This is a genomic window from Amycolatopsis sp. NPDC102522, assembly GCF_055584485.1.
Map to the genome: position 1 here is coordinate 859,666 of NZ_JBVJLY010000002.1, position 25,234 is coordinate 884,899.

Annotated in this window: 24 protein-coding genes and 1 tRNA gene; 11 read left to right on the forward strand and 14 right to left on the reverse strand. The window is 67.9% G+C overall.

Annotation, left to right across the window (positions count from 1 at the left end; genetic code table 11):
• Positions 1 to 1,353 (reverse strand): hypothetical protein, encoded by a 1,353-nt coding sequence (locus tag ACZ6YV_RS09950; protein ID WP_465509245.1) that lies wholly within the window; start codon positions 1,351 to 1,353, stop codon positions 1 to 3.
• 131 nt (positions 1,354 to 1,484) lie between these two features.
• Here ACZ6YV_RS09950 and ACZ6YV_RS09955 point away from each other — a divergent pair, with 131 nt between their 5' ends.
• Genes ACZ6YV_RS09955 through ACZ6YV_RS09975 form a run of 5 tightly spaced genes read left to right on the forward strand, consistent with a single transcriptional unit; the run spans position 1,485 to position 4,861 of the window.
• Complete coding sequence (locus ACZ6YV_RS09955; RefSeq protein WP_465509246.1) at positions 1,485 to 2,141, forward strand: glycosyltransferase family 2 protein; 657 nt, start codon at positions 1,485 to 1,487, stop codon at positions 2,139 to 2,141.
• The gene (locus tag ACZ6YV_RS09960) at positions 2,138 to 2,782 is read left to right on the forward strand and encodes a TIGR04282 family arsenosugar biosynthesis glycosyltransferase (protein WP_465509247.1); all 645 of its coding nucleotides are present in this window, start codon (positions 2,138 to 2,140) and stop codon (positions 2,780 to 2,782) included. Before ACZ6YV_RS09955 ends, ACZ6YV_RS09960 begins: the two co-directional genes overlap by 4 nt.
• Positions 2,779 to 3,390: a methyltransferase domain-containing protein gene (locus ACZ6YV_RS09965; RefSeq protein WP_465509248.1), complete on the forward strand. Its 612-nt coding sequence runs from the start codon at positions 2,779 to 2,781 to the stop codon at positions 3,388 to 3,390. Before ACZ6YV_RS09960 ends, ACZ6YV_RS09965 begins: the two co-directional genes overlap by 4 nt.
• A complete protein-coding gene (locus ACZ6YV_RS09970) occupies positions 3,387 to 4,454 on the forward strand; it encodes a molybdopterin-dependent oxidoreductase (protein ID WP_465509249.1) in 1,068 nt (355 codons plus the stop codon). Before ACZ6YV_RS09965 ends, ACZ6YV_RS09970 begins: the two co-directional genes overlap by 4 nt.
• A complete protein-coding gene (locus tag ACZ6YV_RS09975; protein WP_465509250.1) occupies positions 4,451 to 4,861 on the forward strand; it encodes a hypothetical protein in 411 nt (136 codons plus the stop codon). Before ACZ6YV_RS09970 ends, ACZ6YV_RS09975 begins: the two co-directional genes overlap by 4 nt.
• A 120-nt stretch (positions 4,862 to 4,981) precedes the next feature.
• Here ACZ6YV_RS09975 and ACZ6YV_RS09980 read toward each other — a convergent pair whose 3' ends face one another.
• The 9 genes from ACZ6YV_RS09980 to ACZ6YV_RS10020 form a co-directional block, all read right to left on the reverse strand.
• A complete protein-coding gene (locus tag ACZ6YV_RS09980; RefSeq protein ID WP_465509251.1) occupies positions 4,982 to 6,391 on the reverse strand; it encodes a S1C family serine protease in 1,410 nt (469 codons plus the stop codon).
• Positions 6,392 to 6,463: 72 nt separating this feature from the next.
• Positions 6,464 to 7,546: a galactose-1-phosphate uridylyltransferase gene (galT, locus tag ACZ6YV_RS09985; RefSeq protein ID WP_465509252.1), complete on the reverse strand. Its 1,083-nt coding sequence runs from the start codon at positions 7,544 to 7,546 to the stop codon at positions 6,464 to 6,466.
• Positions 7,543 to 8,343 carry a DeoR/GlpR family DNA-binding transcription regulator gene (locus ACZ6YV_RS09990; protein ID WP_378240122.1) on the reverse strand — a complete coding sequence of 267 codons (801 nt, stop codon included), beginning with the start codon at positions 8,341 to 8,343 and terminating at the stop codon, positions 7,543 to 7,545. The genes galT and ACZ6YV_RS09990 overlap by 4 nt, the downstream gene beginning before the upstream one ends.
• An 83-nt stretch (positions 8,344 to 8,426) precedes the next feature.
• Positions 8,427 to 8,954 carry a signal peptidase II gene (gene lspA / locus ACZ6YV_RS09995; RefSeq protein ID WP_378240123.1) on the reverse strand — a complete coding sequence of 176 codons (528 nt, stop codon included), beginning with the start codon at positions 8,952 to 8,954 and terminating at the stop codon, positions 8,427 to 8,429.
• Positions 8,932 to 9,432, reverse strand: a complete 501-nt coding sequence (locus ACZ6YV_RS10000; RefSeq protein ID WP_465509253.1) for a carboxymuconolactone decarboxylase family protein — start codon at positions 9,430 to 9,432, stop codon at positions 8,932 to 8,934. The genes lspA and ACZ6YV_RS10000 overlap by 23 nt, the downstream gene beginning before the upstream one ends.
• On the reverse strand, positions 9,432 to 10,856 hold the full coding sequence (locus ACZ6YV_RS10005; RefSeq protein WP_465509254.1) for a HAMP domain-containing sensor histidine kinase: 1,425 nt from the start codon (positions 10,854 to 10,856) through the stop codon (positions 9,432 to 9,434). Before ACZ6YV_RS10005 ends, ACZ6YV_RS10000 begins: the two co-directional genes overlap by 1 nt.
• A complete protein-coding gene (locus tag ACZ6YV_RS10010; RefSeq protein ID WP_378240126.1) occupies positions 10,853 to 11,545 on the reverse strand; it encodes a response regulator transcription factor in 693 nt (230 codons plus the stop codon). The genes ACZ6YV_RS10005 and ACZ6YV_RS10010 overlap by 4 nt, the downstream gene beginning before the upstream one ends.
• 85 nt (positions 11,546 to 11,630) lie before the next feature.
• Positions 11,631 to 12,245: a trimeric intracellular cation channel family protein gene (locus ACZ6YV_RS10015; RefSeq protein WP_465509255.1), complete on the reverse strand. Its 615-nt coding sequence runs from the start codon at positions 12,243 to 12,245 to the stop codon at positions 11,631 to 11,633.
• Complete coding sequence (locus tag ACZ6YV_RS10020; RefSeq protein ID WP_005155565.1) at positions 12,245 to 12,898, reverse strand: response regulator; 654 nt, start codon at positions 12,896 to 12,898, stop codon at positions 12,245 to 12,247. Before ACZ6YV_RS10020 ends, ACZ6YV_RS10015 begins: the two co-directional genes overlap by 1 nt.
• A 371-nt stretch (positions 12,899 to 13,269) precedes the next feature.
• On the opposite strand from ACZ6YV_RS10020, the gene ACZ6YV_RS10025 reads away from it, so the two are divergent.
• Positions 13,270 to 13,342, forward strand: a tRNA-Arg gene (locus ACZ6YV_RS10025).
• Positions 13,343 to 13,361: 19 nt separating this feature from the next.
• Here the strand turns inward: ACZ6YV_RS10025 and ACZ6YV_RS10030 are convergent.
• Both ACZ6YV_RS10030 and ACZ6YV_RS10035 read right to left on the reverse strand, forming a co-directional pair.
• Entirely contained in the window at positions 13,362 to 13,787 is a 426-nt protein-coding gene (locus ACZ6YV_RS10030; protein ID WP_465509256.1) for a DUF6416 domain-containing protein, read from the reverse strand.
• Positions 13,788 to 14,411: 624 nt separating this feature from the next.
• Positions 14,412 to 15,125 carry a hypothetical protein gene (locus ACZ6YV_RS10035; RefSeq protein ID WP_465509257.1) on the reverse strand — a complete coding sequence of 238 codons (714 nt, stop codon included), beginning with the start codon at positions 15,123 to 15,125 and terminating at the stop codon, positions 14,412 to 14,414.
• Positions 15,126 to 15,331: 206 nt separating this feature from the next.
• Between ACZ6YV_RS10035 and ACZ6YV_RS10040 the strand changes: the two genes are divergently transcribed.
• The 4 genes from ACZ6YV_RS10040 to ACZ6YV_RS10055 are packed head-to-tail and all read left to right on the forward strand — an operon-like array spanning position 15,332 to position 23,332.
• On the forward strand, positions 15,332 to 16,879 hold the full coding sequence (locus tag ACZ6YV_RS10040; RefSeq protein ID WP_465509258.1) for a TIGR02677 family protein: 1,548 nt from the start codon (positions 15,332 to 15,334) through the stop codon (positions 16,877 to 16,879).
• The gene (locus ACZ6YV_RS10045; protein ID WP_465509259.1) at positions 16,876 to 18,069 is read left to right on the forward strand and encodes a TIGR02678 family protein; all 1,194 of its coding nucleotides are present in this window, start codon (positions 16,876 to 16,878) and stop codon (positions 18,067 to 18,069) included. Before ACZ6YV_RS10040 ends, ACZ6YV_RS10045 begins: the two co-directional genes overlap by 4 nt.
• Positions 18,066 to 22,103 carry a TIGR02680 family protein gene (locus ACZ6YV_RS10050; protein WP_465509260.1) on the forward strand — a complete coding sequence of 1,346 codons (4,038 nt, stop codon included), beginning with the start codon at positions 18,066 to 18,068 and terminating at the stop codon, positions 22,101 to 22,103. The genes ACZ6YV_RS10045 and ACZ6YV_RS10050 overlap by 4 nt, the downstream gene beginning before the upstream one ends.
• The gene (locus tag ACZ6YV_RS10055; protein ID WP_465509261.1) at positions 22,103 to 23,332 is read left to right on the forward strand and encodes a TIGR02679 family protein; all 1,230 of its coding nucleotides are present in this window, start codon (positions 22,103 to 22,105) and stop codon (positions 23,330 to 23,332) included. Before ACZ6YV_RS10050 ends, ACZ6YV_RS10055 begins: the two co-directional genes overlap by 1 nt.
• Here the strand turns inward: ACZ6YV_RS10055 and ACZ6YV_RS10060 are convergent.
• The gene (locus tag ACZ6YV_RS10060; RefSeq protein WP_465509262.1) at positions 23,329 to 24,048 is read right to left on the reverse strand and encodes a hypothetical protein; all 720 of its coding nucleotides are present in this window, start codon (positions 24,046 to 24,048) and stop codon (positions 23,329 to 23,331) included. The genes ACZ6YV_RS10055 and ACZ6YV_RS10060 overlap by 4 nt on opposite strands.
• Before the next feature lie 131 nt (positions 24,049 to 24,179).
• Positions 24,180 to 24,566 (reverse strand): cupin, encoded by a 387-nt coding sequence (locus ACZ6YV_RS10065; RefSeq protein ID WP_465509263.1) that lies wholly within the window; start codon positions 24,564 to 24,566, stop codon positions 24,180 to 24,182.
• Positions 24,567 to 24,644: 78 nt separating this feature from the next.
• Between ACZ6YV_RS10065 and ACZ6YV_RS10070 the strand changes: the two genes are divergently transcribed.
• Positions 24,645 to 25,211, forward strand: a complete 567-nt coding sequence (locus tag ACZ6YV_RS10070) for a TetR/AcrR family transcriptional regulator (protein WP_465509264.1) — start codon at positions 24,645 to 24,647, stop codon at positions 25,209 to 25,211.
• The last annotated feature ends 23 nt before the right edge of the window (positions 25,212 to 25,234 follow it).

Sequence of the window (25,234 nt, forward strand, 5' to 3'; positions counted from 1 at the left end):
TCACCAGCTCGTCAGCACCAGATGGTTCACCACCAGCGCCGTGGCCGCCGACGCGGCGAGCCACCACCGCCGTCCCGCCTGCGGAAGCAGCGCCACCGCGGGCAGCAGCCACACCTCGAACGGTAGCCAGATGCGTTCGACCTCGGCCTTCGACAGGCCGGAGAGGTCCGCGAACGCGATCGTCAGCGCCGCGGCCAGCACGATCAGGACGACCGGGTCGCGGAACGACCGTTTCGGCTCGGTGAGGAACGCCGCCCCGGCCCGTCGCGTCCCGGCGATCGCGGCCGGGCCGATCGCGATCAGCACCGCCGCGATATCCGCCCACACCCAGTAGGAGTACGGGCGCAGCGTCGCGATCCCCTGGTAGTAGCGCTCGACCACCAGGTGATAGCCGTCGAGCCACCAGAACCCGCTCAGCGCGAAGGCCACGACGACCGCGGCCACACCCGCCAGGGCGAGCAGCAGGATCCGCCATTCGCGGGTCAGCAGGACGACGGCCAGCACGATCAGGCCCAACAGCACGAGGCCGTACGAGAGGAAGAGCCCGAAACCGAGCAGCAGACCGCCGGGCAGCGCGAGGATCCGGCGCCGCGTGGCGAGCGCCAGCAGGGCGATCCCGGTCGCCGTCACCCCGGCGAACAGCCCGTCCGCGGAGACACCGAGCCAGATCGCGCCCGGGGTCAGGACGGCGAACGGCAGGACCGTCCGCGCGGCGTCCTGCCTGCCCAGCGCGGAGAGCGTGACCGGCACCGCGACCACGGCCAGGCAGCCGACCAGCACGACGAACGTCGAGGCCCAGGCGCCGCCGTGCAGGCCGAGCCTGTCGAGCCAGACGAAGACCAGCGTCGCGCCCGGCGGATGCCCGGAGACGTGCGTCGTCCACGAGTCCGGCTGGTAGTCCAAGATGCGCGAGGAGAACTCGCTCAGCATCTTCGGGATGTCGGTGATCCCCGGGACCTCGTGCAGGTACTCGTGCTCCGTGGTGAGCCTGCCGGTGAAGCCGCGCGTCCAACCGTCGATCATCGCCAGCGAGAACGTCCACGCCAGCGCGGTCACGTACCCGAGCGCGAGCAGCGGGCGCCAGCTCAGCCGGGCCGCGAGCAAGGGACCTTTGGTGACGACGAGGAGCGCGAGCACGACGGCGGCGACCGAGCCAGGCCCCACATGCGGCAGCCACAGCCCGAACAGCGGCGGCGCGAAGGCGTAGATCACCACGCCGGAACCGGGGCGGTTGTAATAGAGGCCGACCGCGATCGCGGCGGCGACCACGAGCATCGCCAGCCCGACGGCGATCAGATCGGCCCGGCGGCCCGTGCGGGTAGGGGCGGTGACAGTGGACATCACCGGCACCATAACCGCGTTCCAGCCCTGCGACGGCGCGAAGACGCGGTCCGTCAGAACTCGGTAAGAACTTCGCCGACGTCATGATTCGGTAAGCACGACAAGGGTTTTCGTCCGTCCATCCCGGACTTAACGTGCGATGGGTGAACGATGACCAGGTTGACGTCGTACTCCCCTGTCTCGACGAGGCCGGTGCCCTCCCAGGGGTACTGGCGGCCCTGCCCGAACGCTATCGGGCGATCGTGGTCGACAACGGATCGAACGACGGTTCCGCCGAGATCGCGGCCAGGTTCGGGGCGAAGGTCGTCCACGAACCCCGGCGCGGCTACGGCGCCGCGGTGCACACCGGACTCGAAGCGGCCACGGCGGACGTCGTTTGTTTCGCCGACGCCGACGGTTCGCTCGACCTCGCCGAACTCCCGGCGCTGGTGCGCGGGCTGGCCGATGCCGACCTGGCTGTCGGACGTCGAGTGCCGACCGGCCGGAACGTCTGGCCATGGCACGCGAGAGCGGGCAACGCGCTGATCTCGGCCCTCCTGCGATACAAGGGCTTGCCGGTCCGAGACATCGCGCCGCTGCGAGCCGTCCGGCGGCAGGCGCTCCTCGACCTCGACGTCACCGATCGCGCCTTCGGCTACCCGCTCGAACTGCTGCTCAAGGCACAACGCGCGGGCTGGCGGGTCGCCGAGTTCGACGTCTCCTACGGCGAGCGCGCCAAGGGCACGAAGTCGAAGGTCTCCGGCTCGCTGCGCGGCACCCTCCGCGCGGCAAGGGATTTCGGGCGGGTGCTGAGCCGATGAGCTTCTGCCTGCTGATCGTCGCCAAGGCGCCCGTACCCGGCTTCGCGAAGACGCGGCTCTGCCCGCCCGCGACGCCTGAGCAGGCCGCCGAGATCGCGGCCGCCTCACTGCTCGACACCCTCGACGCCGCCCTGCGGACCCCGAACGCCCGCGTGGTCGTCGCGCTGACCGGCGATCTCGGCAAAGCCGCACGCGGCGCGGAAATCGCTGTAGCACTCGAAAAGACCGAGGTGATCCCCCAACGCGGCGATGGTTTCGACCTCCGCCTCGTCAACGCCCACGCCGACGCTCCCCTGCTCGGGGAACCAGTGCTGCAGATCGGGATGGACACCCCGCAGGTCACCCCGGCTTTGCTGGCCGAGGCCGCGGACCGGCTCGAAGATTCCGTCCTCGGGCCGGCGGACGACGGCGGCTGGTGGGCGCTGGGACTCAAGGATCCGCTGCACGCCAAGGCTCTCGCCGGGGTCCCGATGTCCCGCGACGACACCGGCCGCCAAACGCTGCGCGCGCTCGCCGACGTCGGCCTGAATCCGGGGACCCTGCCGACACTGTCCGATGTGGACACTTTCGCGGACGCGCGACGGGTCGCTGCTCTCAAGCCGGAGAGCCGGTTCGCCCGAGCGGTGGCCGAAGTCCGGTGACCGCCTTCGATCGTGGTCTGCTCGGCCACCGCTGCTGGCTGGAACTCGCGACCGGCGAACGCGTCGACCTGCCGGTGGACCGCTGGACGGCCATTCCCTGCGAGGGCGACGACGTCCTCCTCGACGCCTGCGACGGCCCGACCCTCGACGTCGGCTGCGGCCCCGGCAGGCTCACCGCCGCGCTGTCCGAACGCGGCGTCGCCTCGCTCGGCGTCGACATCTCGGCCACCGCCGTGCGGCTCACGCACGCCCGGGGCGCCGCCGCCCTCCACCGGGACGTCTTCGACCGGCTGCCCGGCGAAGGCCGCTGGCGGCACGCCCTGCTCGCCGACGGCAACATCGGCATCGGCGGCGACCCGCTCCGGCTCCTCGCCCGGATGGCGGAACTGATCGGCGACGGCGGCACGGTACTCGTCGAACTCGACCCACCCGGTTGTGGCATCCGCCAGGACCAGGTCCGCCTGCGCCCGGACGACGGCGGCTCTTGGTTCACCTGGGCGTGGGTCGGCGTCGAAGCGATCGCCTGGCTCGCCGCCCGGACCGCGTTCCGCGTCGCCTGGGAAACCCGCCGCGACCATCGCTGGTTCGCCTGCCTGGAGAAAGCATGAACCAGACTTCCGAGCGGGTGACGTCCCGGATCGGTCTCGCCCTCGCCGTCACGTTCACCCTGTGTTTCGTCACCGGCCTGATCAGCCATCTCGTCCAGCATCCGCCGTCGTGGTTCGGCTGGCCGAGCCGCCCGGTGTGGCTGTACCGGGTCACCCAGGGTACGCACGTGATCTCCGGGATCGCGTCGATTCCCTTGCTGCTGGCCAAACTCTGGAGCGTCTTCCCGAAACTGTTCGAGCGCCCGGTGATCCGCTCCCTACCGCACGCGCTCGAACGCCTGTCGATCCTGGTGCTGTCCGCGGCCGCCTTCTTCGAACTCGTCACCGGCCTGTTCAACGTCGCGCAGAACTATCCGTGGAACTTCTACTTCCCGCAGCTGCACTACGCGGTCGCGTGGGTGGCGATCGGCTCGATCCTCGTGCATATCGCGGTGAAACTCCCGATCGTGCGCCGCTCGGTCACGAAGGCGCCCGAACCGTCCCGACGCGCCTTCCTCCGCACGACCTGGCTGGCCGCGGGAGTCGCCGTCGTGGCGACGGCCGGAGCGACGGTTCCGTTGCTGCGCACCGTCTCCGGGCTGTCCTGGCGTAGCGACAAGGGACCGCAGGGCCTGCCGGTGAACCGGACCGCCGAGGCGGCCGGCGTCCTGACAACGGCGAAAGACCCGAACTGGCGGCTGTCCGTGGTGACGCCGAAGGGCACGAAGACCTACTCGCTGGAAGAACTCCGCGCGCTCCCTCGGACCTCCGCCGAATTGCCGATCGCGTGCGTCGAAGGCTGGAGCGAGTCCGCGAGCTGGAGCGGCGTCTCACTGCCGGAGTTGTTGCGGCACGCCGGAAGCGCGCCCGGCACCCCGGTTCGCGTGTTCTCGCTGGAGAAGGCCGGGCCGTACGGGATCAGCGACCTCCCCGGCGAGCACACCGCCGACGAACTCACCCTGCTGGCGCTCGAACTCAACGGCGAGGTCCTCGACGCCGACCACGGCTTCCCGTGCCGGATCATCGCCCCGAACCGGCCCGGCGTCCTGCAGACGAAATGGGTCACCCGGTTGGAGACGCTGTGAAGACGTTGCGGCTACTGCTGTTCCTGCCCGGCCTCGGCGCGCTCGCCTGGGGCGCGGTCCTGTTCTCCGAGTACGCCTTCCCGCTGCGCCCGGACGTCTTCGGGACGCTCGGCTGGCTCGGCGGCGGCCCGCTGGTGCACGACCTGCTGATCGCGCCCCTGGTCGGCGCCGTGGGGTTCGCCCTGAGCAGGTTGCTTCCGGAACGCTGGAAGACCCCGGTCAAGACGGGCGCCGTCCTCACCGGTGTCCTGACGCTGCTCGCGTTCCCGTTGCTGTGGCGGCCTTTCGGCGGCGCCCGGAACCCCGGCCTGCACGACGCCGACACCGTCACCGGCCTGCTCGTCACGCTCGCCGTCGTGTGGCTCGGCGTCCTCGTGGCCGCGCTCCTCCCCCGAAAAGCGCGTTAAAAGGGCCACGCGCGACCGGGATTGGCAGCCGGTCGCGCGTGGCCTCTGGGTCCGGCCCGCTGGGGGTTCGAGCCGGGGTTTGGTCTCGGCCGCGCACTGCGGCCGAGCGTCTGTGCGGAACTAGTTGGGGGTGACGGGCTGGCCGCCGAGGGTCACCTCGACCACCTTGTCACCGCCGAGGGTGAACTTGACCTTGTCGTTCGGTGCCCGGGTGCGGATCTCGGCGACGAGCGCGTCCGCGTTGGGGATCGAGCGGTCGTCCAGCTTCGTCACGACGTCACCGGATTTGAGGCCCGCCTTCTCCGCGGGGCTGCCCGGCGAGATCTCACCGAGCTGCGCGCCACCCGTCGGCGCCGTCTGCACTCGTGCGCCGATGAAGGTCTGCGTCGCCTGGCCGGTGTTGATGATGTCGTCGGCCGTGCGGCGCGCCTGGTCGATCGGGATCGCGAAGCCGATGCCGACGTTGCCGCCGCTTTCACCGCTCTGGCCCTGGGCCGACTTCGGGCTGTAGATCGCCGAGTTGATGCCGATGACCTGTCCGGCCATGTTCGCGAGCGGGCCGCCGGAGTTGCCCGGGTTGATCGCCGCGTCGGTCTGCACCGCTGACATCACCGTGGTCTGGTCGCCGCCGCCACCGGCGCTCACCGGCCGGTTCAGCGCGCTGACGATGCCTGAAGTGACAGTGCCCGCCAGCTCGAACGGCGAACCGATGGCGACCACCGGCTGCCCGACCCGCAGGTCGTCGGACCGGCCGAGCTCCACCGGGGTCAGGCCGCTGACGCCGCTGACCTTCACCACGGCGATGTCCGTCGTGGGGTCGCGGCCGACGACGGTCGCCGTGCCCTTCTTGCCGTCCTGGAACACCGCCTGGATCTGCCCGCCGGCGGCGGCGACCTCGACGACGTGGTTGTTGGTCAGCACGTAGCCGTCGGTGCTGAGCACGAAGCCGGAGCCTTCACCGGCACCGGACCGGCCGGACACCTGCAGCTCGACCACGCTCGGCGACAGCTTCTGCGCCACCGATTCGACCGAACCGGCGGGCAGGTTGCCCGTCTGCTGGGCGGGCTTCGGCGCGTCCAGCGCGTTCACGGAGGAACCGCCGGAAGCGTCGCCGGTCAGGTAGCCGACCGTGCCGCCCGCGACACCGCCGACGACCAGCGCGATCGCCGCGACACCGGCGAGCAGCTTGCCCGAGGTGGACTTCTGCGCCTGCCGCTGCTGCGGGACCGCGTAGACCGACGGACCCGGCTGGGTGAACGGCTGCTGCCCGGGGATCTGATTTCCCTGGGTGTACGGCGCCTGCTGGGTCTGGGCCTGCTGGGATTGCGGCGACCACGGGTTGTACTGCTGTTCCGGGGTGTAGGCCTGCTGCGCTCCGGTCTGCGGAGTGGCATGGCCGCCGAGGCCGGTCGCGTCAGCCTGCTGCGGGGCGGGCTGTGCGGCCCAGCTCGCGCTCTGCTCCGCGTCCGGCTGCGTGCCGGCGGGCCGCGCCTTCTCGGCGTCCTGGCCGCTGGGGTCGTTCTCGGTCATGTCCTCACCTTGCGGGATGGTCCTGAGAAGTTCCTGAGCCAAAGCTGTGCATCGCACATGAGTATGGCCCCGTCAGTGGGTGGCGCGCAGCCTGTCCGCGATCTGCTCGGGCGTGGCGTCGTTGATCCACACGGCCATCCCGGACTCCGAACCCGCCAGATACTTCAGCTTGTCCTTGGAGCGCAGGACCGAGAAGACCTCCAGGTACAGCCAGCCGAGCTCGCGATCGCGTTTGGCGGGCGCCTGGTTCCAGGCGGCGATGTAGGGCAACGGCCGGTCGTAGAACCCGTCGCAGCGGCGAAGGACTTCGAGGTAGACGTCGGAGAAGTCGTCGCGCTCGGCTTCCGTCAGCGCGGGGATGTCGGGCACCTGGCGATGCGGCACGATCTGGACCTGCACCGGCCAGCGCGCGGCGGGCGGCACGAACGCCGTCCAATGCTCGCCCGCGACCACGACACGCGCCCCGGATTCCCGCTCGGCGGCCAGGACGTCGCCCATCACCGGACGGCCGTGTTCGGCCTCGTAGGCGCGAGCGACCTCCAGCATCCGCTCGGTCTTCGGCGTCACGAACGGGTAGCCGTAGATCTGACCGTGCGGGTGATGCAGGGTCACGCCGATCTCTTCGCCGCGGTTCTCGAACGGGAAGACCTGCTCGACACCGTCCATCGCGGACAGTTCTACGGTGCGGTCGGCCCAGGCGTCGACGACGGCGCGGACCTGCTTCGCCGTCAGCCCGGCGAAAGAACCGTCGTGGTCGCTGGTGAAACAGACGACCTCGCAACGGCCGACGCCCGGCGCGATCGGCACCAGCCCCGCGCCGTCCACTGTGGACGAGTCGCCGAGGACGTTGCGGGAGAAGGAAGGAAAGCGGTTCTCGAACACCGCGACGTCGTAGTCCGGCTCCGGGATCTCGCTGGGCTTCCCGGGTTTCGTGGGGCACAGCGGGCACAGGTCGGCGGGCGGTTTGTAGGTCCGCGTCTGCCGGTGCGCGGCCATCGCCACCCATTCCCCGGTCAGCGGGTCGCGCCGGATCTCCGACGCCGCCGCGACCCGGGGGAGGTCACGGGTGTCCTCGGCGGTGCGTTCGGGCGCGCCGGGCGAGTCGAAATAGATGATCTCCCGGCCGTCGGCCAGGTGCCTAACCGTGCGCTTCACGCTTCTTCAGCCTCAGCCGTCTCCGCCGTTTCGGCGATCATCAGCTCACCCGCCTGCTCGGTGAGCGTTTCCCTTGCGCTGTCGGACAAACCGTCGTCCGAGACGACGACGTCGGCCTCTTCGAGCCCGGCGATGGTGGAGATGCCGACGATCCCCCACTTGGTGTGATCGGCCAGCACGACCAGCTTGCGGCCCGCTTCGACGAGCGCGCGGTCGGTCTCGGATTCGGTCAGGTTCGGGGTGGTGAAACCGGGGCCGTCGGCCATCCCGTGCACGCCGAGGAAGACGACGTCCAGGTGCAGCGAACGCAGGCTCTGCACGGCGACCGGCCCGACCAGGGCGTCCGACGGGGTGCGGACGCCGCCGGTGAGGACCACCGTGCGATCCGGCTGGTTCGCGCCGCGCAGCACGTCGGCGACCTGGATGGAGTTCGTGACGATCGTCAGGCCGGGGACCTCGTCGAGCGCCCTGGCCAGGGTCCAGGTGGTGGTGCCCGCGGAGATGCCGATCGCGGTGCCCGGCCGGACCAGTCCGGCGGCGAGGGCGGCGATGGCTTCCTTCTGCGCGCGCTGGCGCACGGATTTGGCCTCGAAACCGGGTTCGTCGGTGCTCTTGCCGACGATGGAGGTGGCGCCGCCGTAGACCTTCTCGACCAGCCCCCGGCCGGCGAGTACGTCGAGGTCGCGGCGCACCGTCATGTCGGAAACGCCGAGCCTCGTGACGAGGTCGCTGACCCGGACCGCCCCGGTCCGGCGCGCCTCCTCGAGGATCACCGCCTGTCGTTGCCGCGCGAGCACGAAGCCTCCGATGACTACACTGGATCAACTACACAAAATCCTACACGATCAAACACGGACTTTGCGTGCCGGAGAGGCGGAAACTACTCGGCCGGAGCCTCTTCGGACGGCTTGACGCCGTCGATCGGGACGCCGCGGAAACTGAGCACGAAAAGCGAGACCGCGCCGAAGAACAGCGCGATGTCCGCGACGTTCCCGACGAACCAGCCGTTGTAGTCGATGAAGTCGACGACGTGGCCGCGCGCGAAGCCGGGCTCGCGGAACAGGCGGTCGCCCAGATGCGTCGTCGCGCCGCCGAGCAGCAGACCGAGCGAGATCGCCCAGCCCGCCGAACGGACCTTGCGCGAGATCCACAGCAGCGCGACCACCGCGGCCGCGGCCAGGATCGCGAAGATCCAGGTGGACCCCGAGCCCAGCGAGAACGCCGCGCCCGGGTTGTAGAGCAGCCGGAACCGGATGAAGTCGCCGATCACCGGGATCGGCGCGCGATCGGTGAGGGCGTCGACGGCCCACCATTTGGTCAGCTGGTCGGCCACCAGCAGCACCGCGGCCACCAGCAGTGTCCACAGCAGACGGCGGGGCGGTATCTCAGGCGCGTTCTCGGTGCTCATCACTCGTCAGGGTACGGGCGACGCCGAGTGCGTTGAGCGCGGCGGGGAAACCCACGTAAACGGCGAGATGCAGGATCGCCTCGACGGCCTCCCCGAGCTCTCCCGCGTCCCGCGCCTCCTGGAGGACGACGGCCAGCTCCGGCGCCACCCCGCCCTTCGCCGTGAACACCGCGATCCGCCTCAGCCGCCGGGTCGTTTCGTCGTCCTGACCCAGGTCACCGCCGACGTTCGCCACGGCGTTCTCGTGGAACCGAAGCTGCGCCTCCGCGTAGCCCAGGGCCTCCAGCGCGGCGACCGTCACCAGCTGCCGCTGTGCCGGCGAAAGCCCCGGCCGCTGGTACACGCCGCCGTAGACGAACGCGACGGCCTCCTTGCCGTAGTCCGTCGCCTGGACGGCCTCGAACAGCTCCAGCACGGCGGGGTTCTCGACGCCGCCGAGCAGCCGGAGCAGTTCGAGGCCCTTGTCGTAATCGCCCATCAGGCCGGGGCTCCCGGGAGCCGCAGGGTCATCAGCGCGCCGCCTTCGGGAGCTCGCCCCGCGTAGACGTCGCCGCCGTGGCGCTGCGCCGCGTGCTGGACGATGGCCAGCCCGAGCCCGGAGCCGGGCAACGTCCGCGCCTCGGACGAGCGGTAGAAGCGGTCGAACACCTTCGGCAGGTCCTCGTCGGCGATCCCCGGTCCGGCATCCTCGACTTCGAGCACCGCGGTGCCGTCGCCGACCGGGTACAGCCGGACCCCGACCGTCGAACCTTCCGGCGAGAACTTCACCGCGTTGTCCAGCAGGTTCAGCACCGCGCGTTCCAGCGCGCTGCTGTCGCCGGTCAGCACCCACGGCTGGAGCGAGACGTCGAACTCGATCTCGCCCGCGCGGCGGCGCGCCCTGTCCAGCGCGCGCTCGACGACGTCGGCCATCTCGACCCGCTCGTGCTCGATCCGCGGCTCGTCCTGGCGCGCGAGTTCGACGAGGTCGCCGATCAGCTGGGTCAGCTCGTCGAGCTGGCCGCGGATGTCGGCCTCGATGTCGCTGCGGTCTTCGTCGGACAGCGTCCGCGCGCCCGGCCTGCTCGCGGACAGGAGCAGCTCCAGGTTGGTGCGCAGCGACGTCAGCGGGGTCCGGAGTTCGTGGCCGGCGTCGGCGACGAGCTGCCGTTGCCGTTCCTGCGATTCGGCGACCGTGCCCAGCATCGTGTTGAAACTCTGGGTGAGGCGGGCGAGTTCGTCGTCGCCGCTGACCGGGATCGGCCGCAGGTCACCCGTGGTGGCGACGCGTTCCGCCGCCGACGTCAGCCTGTCGACCGGTCGCAGGCCCGCTCTCGCGACGGCCGTTCCCGCGGCCGCGGCGACCAGGATCCCGGCGCCGCCGATCAGGAACAGGACCACCGAAAGCTCGTTCAAGGTCCGCTTGGTCGGGCCGAGCGACTGCGCGAGCACCATCGCCTGCCCCGCGCCCTGCGGGAGGGCGACGACGCGGCTGTCGGTCTTCGGGTCGGTGCGCAGGGAGAACGCCTTGTCCCCGGAGGCGACAGCGATCTCGTCCTCGCCGTACGGCGGGCGGCTCCCGGACTGCGGATAGGTCAGCCGGACCTTCTGCCCGACCGTCAGCTGGCCGATCTGCAGGTCCGCGCTGGCCAGAAAGGCGCCGGGCACCTGCTGCAGTTCGGTCTGCACCTGCGGCGAGTCGACCGCGGCCTGCGCGCGGGCGAGGAGGTTGTCGTCCACCTGCTGGTAGAGGTTGTCGCGCACGACCAGGTACGCGCCGAGGGACACCAGCGCCACCGCGCCCGCCACCGAAGCGGCCGCGAGCAGCGTCACGCGGCCGCGGAGCGAGAAGCGCCGCGTGCCCCAGCGGTCGCCGCGCGGATCCTTTTCGGACGCGTCGACGACCTGGACCGGGTCGGTCACGGCGGGGTTTCCCTCAGCACGTAGCCCACTCCCCGCACCGTGTGGATCAGCCTCGGCTCGTCCCCCGCCTCGGTCTTTCGGCGCAAGTAGCCGACGTAGACCTCCAGCGCGTTGCCCGACGTCGGGAAGTCGTATCCCCATACTTCCTCCAGGATCCGGCTGCGGGTCAGGACGTGCTTCGGGTAGGAGAGGAACAGCTCCAGCAGGGCGAACTCGGTCCTCGTGAGACTGATTTCCCGGCCCGCCCGGCGCACCTCACGCGTCCCCGGGTCCAAGGTGAGGTCCGCGAACGACAGGATCTCGGCGTTCTGCCCCGCCTGCGGATCCGGGATCGCACGACGCAGAAGCGCACGAAGGCGCGCGAGAAGCTCTTCGAGCGCGAAGGGCTTCGGCAGGTAGTCGTCGGCGCCGGCGTCGAGACCGGACACCCGATCGGAAACGGTGTCGCGTGCCGTCAGCACGAGAATCGGCAGGTCATCACCGGTGCTTCGCAGGCGTCGAGCGACCTCGAGGCCGTCGAGCCGCGGCATCATCACGTCGAGGACCATCGCGTCGGGTCTGTTGGCGATGATCGCTTCCAGGGCCTGCGCGCCGTCCCCGGCCATCTCCACCTGGTACCCGTTGAACTCAAGGGATCGCCTGAGTGATTCACGGACGGCCCTGTCGTCGTCCACTACGAGGATGCGCATGGCGACAGTCTTACGCAGAGTGCTGAGACTCGCCTAAGAACACACACAGAACAAACAAAGAGAATTCGACAGTCCACAAGACGTTTCAGCCGGTCTCGGGCCCTTTTGCAACAGGTGCGTTCCATCTGCGCCACAAAGCGAGCATTCGCACCCCTACTACGACGGCTGCTGCTATCACCGTCACCGGCCCCGGCGGCAGTCGCAGAGAGTGACCGATCACGACGAGCACGGCCCCCGCGAGGGCGGCGACCGCGTAGATCTCCTTCCGCAGCACGAGCGGGATTTCCCGCAGGAGGAGATCACGCACCGCGCCGCCACCGATACCCGTCGTCATCCCGATCAGGCACGCCGCGTAGGGAGTGGCGCCCGCGTTCAACGCGGTCGTGGTCCCCGCCGTCGCGAACACCCCGAGCCCGAGCGCGTCGGCGAGCAGCACGCCGCGCCGCAGCTTCGCGATCTGCGGATGGAAGACGAACACGACCAGCGCCGTCCCGCCGCAGACCGCGAGGTAAGGCCACGTCCGCAAGGTCGTGGGCGGCGTGATCCCCAGGAGGACGTCGCGGATGATCCCGCCGCCGAGCGCCGTGGTGAGCCCGACGACGACCACTCCGAAGACGTCCAACCTGGACCGCACCGCCGCGAGCGCCCCCGAAGCGGCGAACGCGATCAAGCCGAGGAGCTCGAGCGCGGTGAGGATCATTACTGGTCGAGCAGGCCGCCGCGGTAGGCCAGCAGCGCGGCCTGCACCCGGTTCGCCGCGCCGATCTTGGACAGGACGGCCGAGACGTAGCCCTTGACCGTGGCCTCGGACAGGTGCAGGCGCCCGCCGATCTCCGCGTTGGACAGCCCCTGGCCGATCAGCCCGACGACCTCACGCTCCCGTTCGGACAACGACGCGAGCAGCTTGCGCGCCGGCTGCGCGGCCCGCTGCTCGTCCCGATGCGACTGGACCATGCGCGCCGCGACCCCGGGGTCCAGCACCGCGCCTCCGCGAGCGAGGTCACGAACCGCCCGCAGCAACGCCGCCGGATCGATGTCCTTGAGCAGGAAGCCGTTGGCCCCGAGCCTGAGCGCGAGACTGACGTAGTCGTCGATGTCGAACGTGGTCAACATGGCCACGGTCGGCGGATCCGGCAGGGCCAAAATCGCCCTCAGCGCGCGAATGCCGTCGTCAGGCGCCCGCATCTTGATGTCGAGCAAAGCGACGTCAGGGTGGTACCGCCGGGCGACCTCGACCGCTGATCTCCCGTCGCTCGCCTCGCCCACGATCTCGATGTCGGCAGCGCCGGACATCATGGCACGCAGGCCCGAACGGACCAGTTCCTCGTCGTCGGCGAACATGAGCTTGATCAACGAAGCCCTCCGGCAGCCGGGGGAGCGGCGTCTCGCGTCCCGTTAACGAAGATTACCTACTGTTGTTCAGGGTTTCGAAACCAGACACGTACGAGTGACCCGTGCGGGTCATCTGTGTCGATCTAGCTTTCGATTCAGACCCTGATTTCCTGGGTGTGAGTGTGCGTGCTCGGGGACGGATCCGCAGGTCGAGTGTCACTAGGCGGCCAGTGTCCCTGTTCGGCCGCAGGTTTCCCGGCCTGCTCGTGCGCAACCGCCGTTCGGGGGGTTTCGGGACTTCACCGGGCTGGCCGCTTGGTCCCCTCAGGGACGACTTCGCCCTCCCGTACTCCTTCGCATAGCTACGCGGTAGGCTGCGCCTGGCAGTACATGCCCTCGTAGCTCAGGGGATAGAGCACCGCTCTCCTAAAGCGGGTGTCGCAGGTTCGAATCCTGCCGGGGGCACACAGACAGCAGGACGCACTCAGTGATCTCGCGCCTGCCGGAAGAGGTCGGCGACTTCATCGGTCATCCAGTAGCGCACATTCTCGCCTTCCGGATATTCCCATCTCCACAGCCATGTCCGCCCAGCCCCTTGACAGTGCCGGCCGGGCCACCCGAGAATTCCGGCTACACCATGCTTTCCGTTGGAAAGCTCAAGCAGCAGACCCAGTTCGTCGCCGCTGAATTTCGCGCCAGGCTTGTTCATCAAAATCGAGAAAAGCGCCTTGGCGGTTTTGCTCAATTTTCCCCAGACGATCTTGGCCAGTTCGCCGTCGGAGCGACTCCACGCGACGAGCTCATCCGCCGGCGAGCCCTCGCTCGTCGCGGGCTCGGCAAGCCAGCTTCCGAACATCGAGTAGAACTCGGCGACGCGCTCATCAGGGACTTTGACGGTGATGTCGATCATTCGCCACTCCTCGCTCCTGGGAACTTCCATGTCCCCGACAAGGTCAACGTACCCTGCCTACAGATATCTTACAAGGTCTCAGACATATCTCAGAGCCTCGTACTCAGAGGCCACCAGAGATCACTCAGTCGGCGACCGCCGGGCGTTGACGGAGTAGATCAAGACACGGCCACCCTTGCTTCGCTCACCGAGTCGCGGACAACCCTCGAACCACACAGAGGCCAGGTGACCGGTTCAGCGCGGTCGCCCCTCGACGTGCGGGCGAGGCCTTGCCGAACCGCGCGTCCTCCGACATGAAGGGCGCACCATGAAGGATCAGGTGACAAGACTCGTAGCGCGGAACCATCAACACTGGTCGTTCCGGCCTCAGATCAACTGAACGAAACCGTCTGCTTCGGGCGCCGCAGATGAAAACGATGGAAGCTCGACACTTCGGCAAATGTGATTCAGCAATCCCAATGATTCTTCACGACCTGGATAGATACAGCATCGGCGAAGAGGAAAGGGTCCATATGCGACAGCCACTTCGAAATGCGACTCTCACCGTCCGGCTGACTCTCCCGGAGAACGTGGACGGCTTCGCATCGACCATTGACGAAGTGCGGCCAGTCGCCGATTATCCAACTATCCTACCGGCAAATAGACGGCGACGTCGGCAAGGGCGTCCAGGGTCGCGGGGTCCACATGACCGGTCGCGGTGTCAGTCTCCGCCACTATCATCCCGTGTCCCTCCGGACGTGGAGAGTAGTGCAGGCCACTGATCCGAACATTCGCCAGACCTAGCATGGCGGCGATCTCCAGCGGGCGGATATCCCCACTGCCGTGGACCGCCTCGACCCTTTCGAACGCAGTTGCTTGCTTCTTGCTTCGGAACCCGACCCGCACGACTGAGACCACCGCCGCGTTGCCATGGCCGTCGCCCACCGCCATCAACATCCGGTCCAACGAGGTACAGGGCGTGCGGACCAGGAACTCTCGCACCTTCCCTGTCGACGAGGCGACACACTCGATCTCATGCTTGACCTGACGGTCGAGTCGCTTGAGCTTGAAACGGCTCAACGCCTCGTCCGTCTTTCCCCGCTTCGCCGAGTTCTGCGCCTCGCCTTTACGCGTCTTGAGCGAGCGGCCAGGCAGAGAATCGACGACATCGCCTGCCAAGTTGCTCTCCAGCGCCGGTGCCGTAGAGCCGCCGCCGAGACCTCCCAACGCGCCCATCCCGCCGCTCGCGACGCCGACCACGATCACCGCCGCAGCGGCTACCGCGGCCCCCGTACCTTTGTTCCGTAGTTTGATTCTTCGGCCATCGGGCAGCGTGCGCCACCCACTGTCCTCCGCCATTCGCAAGCCCCTCGTCCAGTACGCCGGCACTTCGCGCGATCGAGCAACCAGTGGACCAGACACGTCCGACACTTTCCGATGGTTGCCTTTGGTTCGCAGTTGCCGCGACGACTGGACGACTGTCCTGCGACCTAGGCAGCTGCGCGTGCCGACCAGTCGTGCGGTGGGGGCCGCGCCGAAGCTGTCGGTGCCCTCTCCATAATGGGATGGTGACCGACGGACAGGAGCCGCAGCCGTTCGCGCACCTGAGTGCGCCGAACGCGGCGCTCTACCGCGACGTCCTGCTGACGTTCGCGCGGGCGAGGGACCGGTTCATCGTGCACATGCGGCCGGAGGACGTCACGACCGACTTGGGCCGATCGGGTGACATCGAGCAGGTCGCGGACGCGCTGGACAAGCTCGTCGACTGGGGCAACTTGCGGGCCGATCCGGATACGAGCCGGGTGACCAGCGTCGCCGACTTCCATCGCGCCCGGTACCTCTACCAGCTCACCGCGGCCGGTCAAGCCGCTGAAGAAGCGCTCGCGGTCTACGACCAGGCTCTCGGTCGACGGGGTTCGCTGCAGTCGGTGGCGCTGGAGGACATCGCCGCGCAACTGCGGGCGCTCGTGGAGCTGGCGAGGGCGCGGGAGATCGACCCGGCGAAGGTGCATTTGCTGCTGCTCGCGCTCGCGGAGCGGTTCACGGGCTTGGCTGACAACGCTCAGGCATTCATGGCGTCGCTACGCCGGGTGATCGATTTCGCCGACGGGGACGTGGAAGCGTTCGTCGCCTACAAGCAGCGGCTGATCGACTACGTAAACCGGTTCATCGCCGACCTCGCCAACCGGGGCGCGGAGATCGCGACTTTGCTCGGCAAGATCGAAGAAGCCGGCGTGGAGAAGCTGCTCATGGTGGCTGCCAAACGCGAAGCAGCCGACGTCGCGCCTGACGATCACGAGAACGCTGCCGCCATCGAGAGCTGCTACGACACTTGGCGAAATCGGTGGCGGGGGCTGCACGACTGGTTCGTCTCGGCCGACACTCGACGTCAGTCACAGGCGCGGCTGCTGCGCGGAGCCGCCGTCACGGCGATCACCCAGCTCATCGACACGGTGGCCGCGCTCAACGAGCGTCGTTCCGGACGTTCCGATCGCTCGGCGGATTTCCGTACTTTGGCTCGCTGGTTCGCGGAGTCCCCGGACGATGAAGCGGCGCATCGTCTGTGGCGGACGGCGTTCGGGCTCAGTTCTGCGCGACACCTCACGGTCGACAGCGAAACCGTTGCCGTCTGGGAGGAAGAACAGCCCGCACCGAGTACGCCGTGGCGGCAGGCGTCGGGGGTGCACATCAGCCCGCAATTGCGCAGGACGGGCACCTACGAGCGTCGTGGCCAGCCCAATCGGGTCGCGGACCGTGCGGAGCAGCGGCAGATCCTGGCCGAGCAAGCGGCTCTCGAAGCCGAGCAGGTCGCCGCGGCGCGTGAACGGCTGGAGACGCCGGGGCCGACGCGGCTATCGGCGCTGGGTGAGCTCGACACACGGGCGTTCCGGCTTTTCCTTGGTCTTCTCGGCGACGCGCTCTCGACCCGCGCCCCTGGCGATCACGAGGTCCGGACCACCACGAGCGACGGGACGATGGAGGTTCGCTTGACGCTCGTGCGCGGCGGCGGAACGGTGAGCATCGAAACCGAGGACGGGATTCTCCGCGGGCCGGAACACCTGATCGAGATCATCGACCTGATCGGGAACGGCCGGGTTGAGGCGATCGCGTGACCACGCTTGGCGAGGAAACTTCTACCCAACAGCGGAAAGCCTTGCGGGCGCTACTCGCCAAGCCGTTGTTGACGGCGGGAGCGGACGACGAAGTGCTGCGGTTGGTCCGGCGCCATGCGGCAGACCTTCGTGATTGGCTTGCCACGGAGACGGGCTGGCGGCTACTGGTCGGCGCGGAGTCGGCGCGCTTGTTCAAAACCGCGCCGACCCTGACCGACCAGACCCATCCGGCGAGGGACGGTAAGGGCAAACCGCCGTTCGGGCGTCGCAGGTACGTCCTGCTTTGCTTGGCACTGGCCGTTCTGGAGCGAGCCGACGCACAGATCACCCTCGGCCGCCTCGCCGAAGGCGTGCTCGCCGCCGCAGGTGAACCCGAGCTTGTCAACGCGGGCGTGTCGTTCACGCTGAGCAGGCGCGATGAACGTTCGGATCTTGTCGCCGCGGTCCGGCTACTGCTCACCTGGGGTGTCCTCGAGCGTGTCGCCGGTGAAGAAGACGCCTATCTGAGCGACAACGGAGACGTCCTCTATGACGTACAGCGCCGAGTGCTCGCCTCGCTCTTGACCAGTGGTCGTGGTCCTTCGACGATCGACGCCGCCGATTTCGAAACCAGGCTTGAAGAACTTTCCCACGAACCCGTCGCCGACACCGATGACTTGCGCAATCGAGCCTTGCGCCACCGGCTCACCCGCCGCCTGCTCGACGATCCAGTGGTCTACTACGCCGAGTTGGCCGACGCCGAACGAACGTACCTGGCGAGCCAGCGGCACGCGATAACGCGCCGGATCGAGGAGGCCACCGGGCTGGTCGCCGAAGTCCGCGCGGAGGGCATCGCGATGGTCGACCCTGACGACGAGCTGACCGATGTGCGTATGCCGGAGCAGCGCACCGATGGTCATGCCACTTTGCTCGTCGCCGAGTATCTCGCGGCGAGGAACGGACCGGTGCCGATCGAAAGACTGCTGGCGTATATCAGGAAGATCGCCCGTGAACACGCCACCTACTGGCGCCGCGGAGTCACCGAAGAAGGCGCCGATGAGGAGCTCCTCGCCATCGCGTTGCACAAGCTGCGCGCGCTGCGGCTCGTCGAGGACTCCGAAGGGATTCCGCCGATGGTGCGTGCGCTGCCTGCGATCGGCCGTTATCGGATCGACGCACCCACCATTCGGGAGAGGAAGACCGGGAAATGAGCTTGCCCGTTCCGGACACGGCCCGTTGGCAGCCACTTCGTGCCGGCCTGGTCGACCTGTTCTACTACGACATCGAAGAGTTCCACTTCCACGATGGCCGCTTGCTGTTACGCGGTAACAACGGAACCGGCAAGTCCAAGGTGCTCGCGCTCACCCTGCCGTTCCTGCTCGACGGCGAACTGTCGGCGCACCGGGTCGAGCCGGACGGTGACCGCAACAAACGCATGGAATGGAACCTGCTGCTCGGCGGGAAACATCCGCACAACGAACGCCTCGGCTACACCTGGCTGGAATTCGGCAGGGCCCTTCCTGACGGGAGTGCCGAGTACCGCACGATCGGTTGTGGCCTCAAGGCGGTCGCCGGACGCGGCATCGCCCGGCACTGGTTCTTCGTCACCGATCAGCGCATCGGCCGGGACCTCTCCCTGGTGAGCCCCACCCGAGTGGCCTTGACCAGGGAGAAGCTCAAAGACGCCGTCGACGGACACGGCCTGGTGTACGACACCGCGTCCGAGTACCGGCGCGCGGTGGACGAAGCGCTTTTCGGGCTGGGACAGCACCGCTACGAAGCCCTTGTCAATCTGCTGATCCAGTTGCGACAACCGCAGTTGTCGAAGAAACCGGATGAGAAACTGCTGTCCCGAGCGCTCACCGAGGCGTTACCGCCGCTCGACCCGGCCCTGGTGACAACGGTCGCGGAAGCTTTCCGTGGACTGGACGAGGAGCGGGGGACCTTGCGGGCCCTCGCCGAAGCGAAGACGGCGGCAGAGCAGTTTCTCAACCATTACCGGCGCTATTCCCGGATCGCGGCCAAACGCCGTGCGGCACCTGTTCGCCACACCCACAGCAGGTACGAACAGCTCGGACGGGAATTGGGGGAAGCAGAGGCGGCTTACGAAAAGGCGACACTGGCACTCGACGGAACAGAACGACTGCTCGGTGAGTTGACAACGGCGAAGGCTCAGCTGGAGGCACGTCGCGCCGCGCTGCAGAGCAGTCCGGAGATGCGGGACGCGGAGACCCTGAAACGAGTGGGGGAAGAGGCCCACAAGCTCAGCGGATTCGCCGCTTCGCGGGAACGCGACCTGGTATCAGCAATGCACAACCTAAGCCGCCGTGAAGCGGACGTCGAAACAGCACGGCGGACGATTGACGCCGACTCGGAGATTTTCGAAAAAGCCAAGGACATAGCGCGGGAGGCCGCCGAAGCGGCGTACCTGGCAGAAGGACATGCTGCTGTCGTCGCTGACGAAGATGAGCGAGCCGGGCAGGCACTCATCGAACGGCGGACCAAGGCGGTCGACCAGCTGCGACAGCTGCTCAACGCCGCGACGCAGGCCGAGGCCGCGTTGCGCTCGGCACGCGAAAGCGTGGACCGGATCACCGCCGAGCAACAGGGTGTCTCCGAACGGATCACGACGGCAGGGAAGAACATCGCCGAGCACGGTGCGGCGCTTGTCACCTCCTATCGCTCCTACCTGGCGGAGGTAGAGCAGTTCACCTTGTCCGATGTGGACGAATTGCTCGACTCGCTGGACACATGGACCGAGACCCTCGCCGGTGACAGCCCGGCGGCATCCGCCGTGGAAGAAGCCGTGCTGCGGGCAACCACAGAACTCGGCCGCGGACAAGCGACCCTGGAGGCCGGGCGAACGGCTGCGGAAACCGAACGGCAAGCCATCTCCGACGAGATCGCCCGGCTCGAAGCGGGCGGGCACGACGCACCGCCGACGCCGTACACCCGTGACGAAGAGGCCCGAACCGGCCGCCCGGGCGCGCCGCTTTGGAAGGTCGTGGACTTCGTCCCCGGCGTCGATGCCGAGCACCGAGCCGGACTCGAAGCGGCCTTGGAGGCCGCGGGCATTCTGGACGCTTGGGTAACGCCGGACGGTGAACTGCACAGCACACTGACCGGTGACGTGGTCGCCAAGCCCTGCGACCCCGCGACGGACGGTGGCCTCACCGCTGTGCTGGCTCCGGCAGTGGACCGGGCCGACCCTCAGGCCGGGGCCCTGAACGACGACGTGGTCGAATCGGTCTTGCGCGCGATCGGCCTCGGTCCCGGTGCACACACTTGGGTCGGAGTGGACGGCAGATTCGCCGTCGGCGTGTTGAGCGGGGCGTGGCACAAGGACAAGGCCGGCTACCTGGGCGAGGGCGCCCGCGAAGCCGCCCGAAGGGAACGAGTCCGGCGCCTGCGGGAAGAGGGAGCGCGGCTGGATCGGCGCCTGGCCGAATTGACGGACGCCGAGAACAGCTTGGCCGCGCGGCGAGCTGCCCTCACCGCGGAACACCGAGCTCAGCCGAAAGACAACGAACTCCGCGACGCTCATGTCAAACTCGCCAACGAGCACGAGTCGAAGCGCCGGATCGACGTCCGACTCGGCGAGGCAGTGGCAATTTCCGGCGAGTGTGCTGACGAAGCCGAGCAGGCACAGGGAAAGGTCGTCGAATTCGCCGGTGATGTCGGGCTACCGACAGACCGCGAGGAGCTGGCTCGAGTTCGTGAAGCCGTCGGTGACTATCGGGTGGCCCTGGCCGGGCTTTGGCCCGCGGCGCGGGCACTGGCTCGAGCGCTGGCGCAATCGGCCAAGGCCGAAGACGAACAGCGAGCAGCTGCCGAACACCACGGCGAAGCACAGGAGTCGGCCGTCGAAGCCCGCGCCGACGCCGAAGCCGTGGCGGAACGTCACCGTGTACTGATCGAGACCGCGGGCGCGGGAGTCGATGAGCTGTACCGCAAGCTGGCCGCGGTCGCCAAGGAACTGGGCGAGCGGGACGCTCGTGAGAAGCAGGTGCGCACAGAAGAGCAGGTTGTCCGCGAAGAGCGGGGTACCGCCAATGGGCGCCGCGAGGCACTCCGTGATTCGATCTCGACCGCCACGGCCGAACGTGACGAGGCCATCCGTGAGCTGCGGGCCTTCGCGATGACAGGACTGCTGACAACCGCCATTCCCGAACTGGAATTCCCCGATGCCGGCAAGGAATGGGCTCCCAACCCGGCTGTCGCCCTCGCGCGGGCCGTCAACACCGCATTGGACGGAGTGGACGACGCAGACCGTCCATGGGAACTGGTGCAGCAACGTGTCTCGGCAGAGCACAAGCTACTCACCGACGCGCTGTCGACGCATGGCCATTCGGTCGGCATGACCGTACGAGACGGGATCATCGTCGTCGATGTGCTGTTCCAAGGGCGCACTCAAGATATTCCGACGCTGGTGGCGGCTTTGGAGGTGGAGAACGAGCAGCGAGCGAACTTGCTCTCGGCGAAGGAACGCGAAATCCTCGAGAACCACCTCATCAACGAAGTGGCGGGCACGCTGCAAGAATTGATCGTCAACGCCGAGGACCAGGTTCGGTCCATCAACACCGACCTGGAGGCCCGGCCGACGTCGACCGGAATGCGCCTGCGGCTGCAGTGGCGCATTTCAAGGACGGCGCCCGACGGTCTCGGCCGGGTGCGAGACCGGTTGTTACGGCAGACCGCCGATGCCTGGAGCGCGGAAGACCGCACCGCGGTCGGAGGGTTCCTCCAAGAGCAGATCAACCGCGAACACGCCGAAGACGCGGCGGGTGGCTGGGTCGAACAGCTGACTCGCGCACTGGACTACCGTTCTTGGCACGATTTCGCGATCCAGCGCTACCAGGACGGTCAGTGGCGGTCGGCGACCGGACCGGCGTCCGGCGGCGAACGAGTTCTCGCCGCGTCGGTTCCACTCTTCGCCGCGGCGTCCTCCTTCTACTCGTCATCGGCCAATCCCCACACACCACGCCTCATCGCGCTCGACGAAGCCTTCGCCGGCGTCGACGACGACTCACGGGCCAAGTGCCTCGGTCTGCTCGCCACGTTCGATCTCGATGTCGTCATGACCAGCGAACGCGAATGGGGCTGCTATCCGCAGGTACCCGGTCTGGCCATCGCACAGCTCGCCCGGCGCGACGGAATCGACGCCGTGCTGGTGACGCCCTGGCGGTGGAACGGCCGCGAACGTGTCCAGGAGCAACGACCGATTCCGTACGTCCCGAGCGCCTGATGGCCGATCTTGACCGCCTTCGCAGGCTCTTGGGTGGCGAAGAAACCGAGTGGCTGCTCGACCGCTTGCGCCGACGGATGATCAACGGCAAGCCGTTGAGCGGGATCGTCACCCTCGGCTCGGCGACACATGACCAGCGCAGGGCCATCGAAAGGTTGCTTGGTCGCCGAGCCGGTACCGGCGCTTCCCTCAGCGTTTCTCTGGACGAAGTCGATGCGATACTCCGCCGCAGCGGTGCGGCGCCGGACGGCCTCGCCGACGTGGCGAAGCTGCTGATCGGAACCGTGCCTGACCGGCCGACCGAGGCCGCGGCATGGGCGGCGGCTCATCAGCCCCTGGACAACCTGGCCGCACAACGTCCGGAACTGGCCACATGGCGCGGCTGGTTGGACTCCACCGGCATGGTTCGCAGATTGGCTTCCGATCCCGAGGCCGCTTCGGCGTTGACCAGCGCGGCGGTCCGCGTTCTCACCGAGCTGCCCTCGAAGGGCATCGCGTTGGGGCGCCTCGCCGCGGAAACCAGTGGCGACGCGCACGGCCTGGACGACGGGCGCCCCTTGGCGACGATCGTCCTCTCGGCGGCGAGGTGCCTTCGTGGCACCCCACCGGCGGGAGACGGAACAGCGGGCGAACGACGTGCTTCCTGGGCCGCGGTCGGCGTACACCGTGACGAGCTGTCCTCGTCCGTGCTGTGCCTCGGCTTGTCCGGTGGCGCGGACACGGTGACCGGCCGGATCCTGGCACTGGCCAAGGAATCCGGAGAGCCGTGTGTGCTGACACTACGTCAGTTGAACGCCGCGATTCTCGGTGTCGGCTCCGGGGTCGTGTCGGTCTGCGAGAACCCGATCGTGCTCGCCTCCGCGGCCGATGAGCTGGGCCCCGGATGCCCTCCCCTCGTCTGTGTGAACGGCCAGCCATCGGCCGCGGTGTGGCGGCTGCTCGATCTTCTGGCTGCGGACGGTGCCCGGTTCAGGTATCACGGTGACTTCGACTGGGGCGGCATCCGGATCGGCAACACATTGCGAGACCGGATCTCCTGGCAGCCCTGGCGATTCGACACCAACGCGTACGCGGCGGCGACGGCGACCGGTGGTGAGCTGACCGGCAAACCGGCGGAAGCCAGTTGGGACACAGGACTTCGTACGGCGATGGAACTACGCGGCCTGCGCATCGAGGAAGAACTGATGCTGCCTGCCCTGTTGGACGACCTGCGAGCTCTCGCTGATTAGTCCGTCACCGAAGCTTGTGCCGCAGGCAAGGCGGGCATGAGCCCGGGAACCATGTCAGGTTGCCGGTCGTGAACACCTGCGTGCTGGAGCCAGCCTTGCGGCAGCCAGCCACCCGTCACCAGTTGCGGGTGCTGCGGATGCTGATTGAGGGCCCAAGTCACGAAGAGCAGTTCCGCGTAGTCCGACTGCAGAAGCCACGAAATCGGTCCGTTGTCGCCGTCCCCGGTGAAGTGCAGCGTCGCGGGAGCGACGATGCTGGCCGCGGTCATAGCGCTCCAGTGCCACCGGAACACCTGCGGCGTGTACATATAGAAGCCGTAGCTGCTGGCAAAAACGGAACCATGGTCTATCGGCACCCATCGGGGCACGACAGCCGCCTGCGCCGCCGTGCGCGCCCGGGACTTGGCGACGGCCCCGCCGATCAGCGAGCCGGCGACCAAACCCAGCCCCACCGCTCCGGTGCCGAAGACCATCGGCGTACTGACTTGCCAGCTCCCGTCTCCCAATGCTCGAAAGTCGGACAGGACGAACTGCCCTACGGCCCACAGTCGCTCATCATCGGCATTGACCGCCGGAAAAGGTGCGAGCACTTCCGGCGTCTGGCTGAGATCGTGCCCACCCGCCATCATGGCCGCGAGATAACAGGTGTATCGCAACACTTCGTCGCGCTGCGTCCATGGAGGAGGGCCGGTCGGTTCCGGCTTCTTCCGCCCCATTCCGGATCCCTCCAGCGATCTTGGCGATCAAGATTACGCCGCAGGATAGCAATCGATTCTCGACTCTCTCCGTACGCAGGGAAACGGCTGAATCCGCACTAAAATCCTTGCTATGCCACGTTTTCCGGAACTCACGCCTCGTGGAAGTCGTCGAGGCGGCGCGCTTCGGCCGACGATTCCGTGGCGGCCAGCCAGTGCGGATAGGTGACGTAAACCAGTTCCGTGTCCTCATCGGCCGCGTAGACGACCTCGGTCCCCGCTCGCAGGTAGATCACCTCACCGGCCCGAGCCGTCACCGCCCCTGAGGGGCCTTCGACGGTGAAGACGCCGGAAGTGATGACCAGAGCCTCATCGTAGGTCATCTTCCAAGGATTCTTCTCGCCTTTGCGGTAGCGCCCGAAGCCGACGGACATCGATGCGCCACTGTCTTGCGCGAGAACGTCGGCCAGGAAGATCTGCTGGTCAAGTCGCTGGAACCAGGTCGAAACGTCGTCGCTCGTGAAGTGTTCGACGGACATCCAAGTCTCCTTAAGTGGAAGTTCCTCCACTTATTTAACCGGAGAAAGTTCCACTTGTCCACCGACTAAGCTCGGAGGGTGCTTCCCATCGCAGGATCCGGACCGGTAGAGCGGGCGGACGCGGCTCGCAACCGGCAGAAGATCGTCCGGGCCGCGGCCAAGCTCGTTGCGGCCAAGGGGATCGACGGGCTCGCGTTGGACGAGGTCGCGACGGAGGCGGGGGTCGGGATCGGGACCGTGTATCGCCGGTTTCCGGACAAGGGCGCGTTGGCGCAGGCGCTGCTCGACGAGAACGAGCGCGAGTTCCAGGAGGCGTTCATCAGCGGGCCGCCGCCGCTCGGGCCGGGGGCTCCTGCGACCCAAAGACTGAAGGCGTTCACCGACGCGTACGTCGACAGGCTTGAGACGCATGGCGAGTTACTGATGGTCGCGGAGACCGAGACGCCGATGGCACGGTTCGTGACCGGCGCGTATCGGCTGCACCACAGCCACCTGGTCGCGTTGATCAGCGAGATCGAGCCGAAAGCAGATGCCCATTTCAGGGCGGACGCGGTCTTGGCGCCGCTTGCCGCGGCGCAGTACGTCTACCAGCGACAAAACGGCATGACACCGGAACGCATCAAGCACGGCCTCCAGAGCCTGTGACCGACGTGCCAGACCATAGGGCT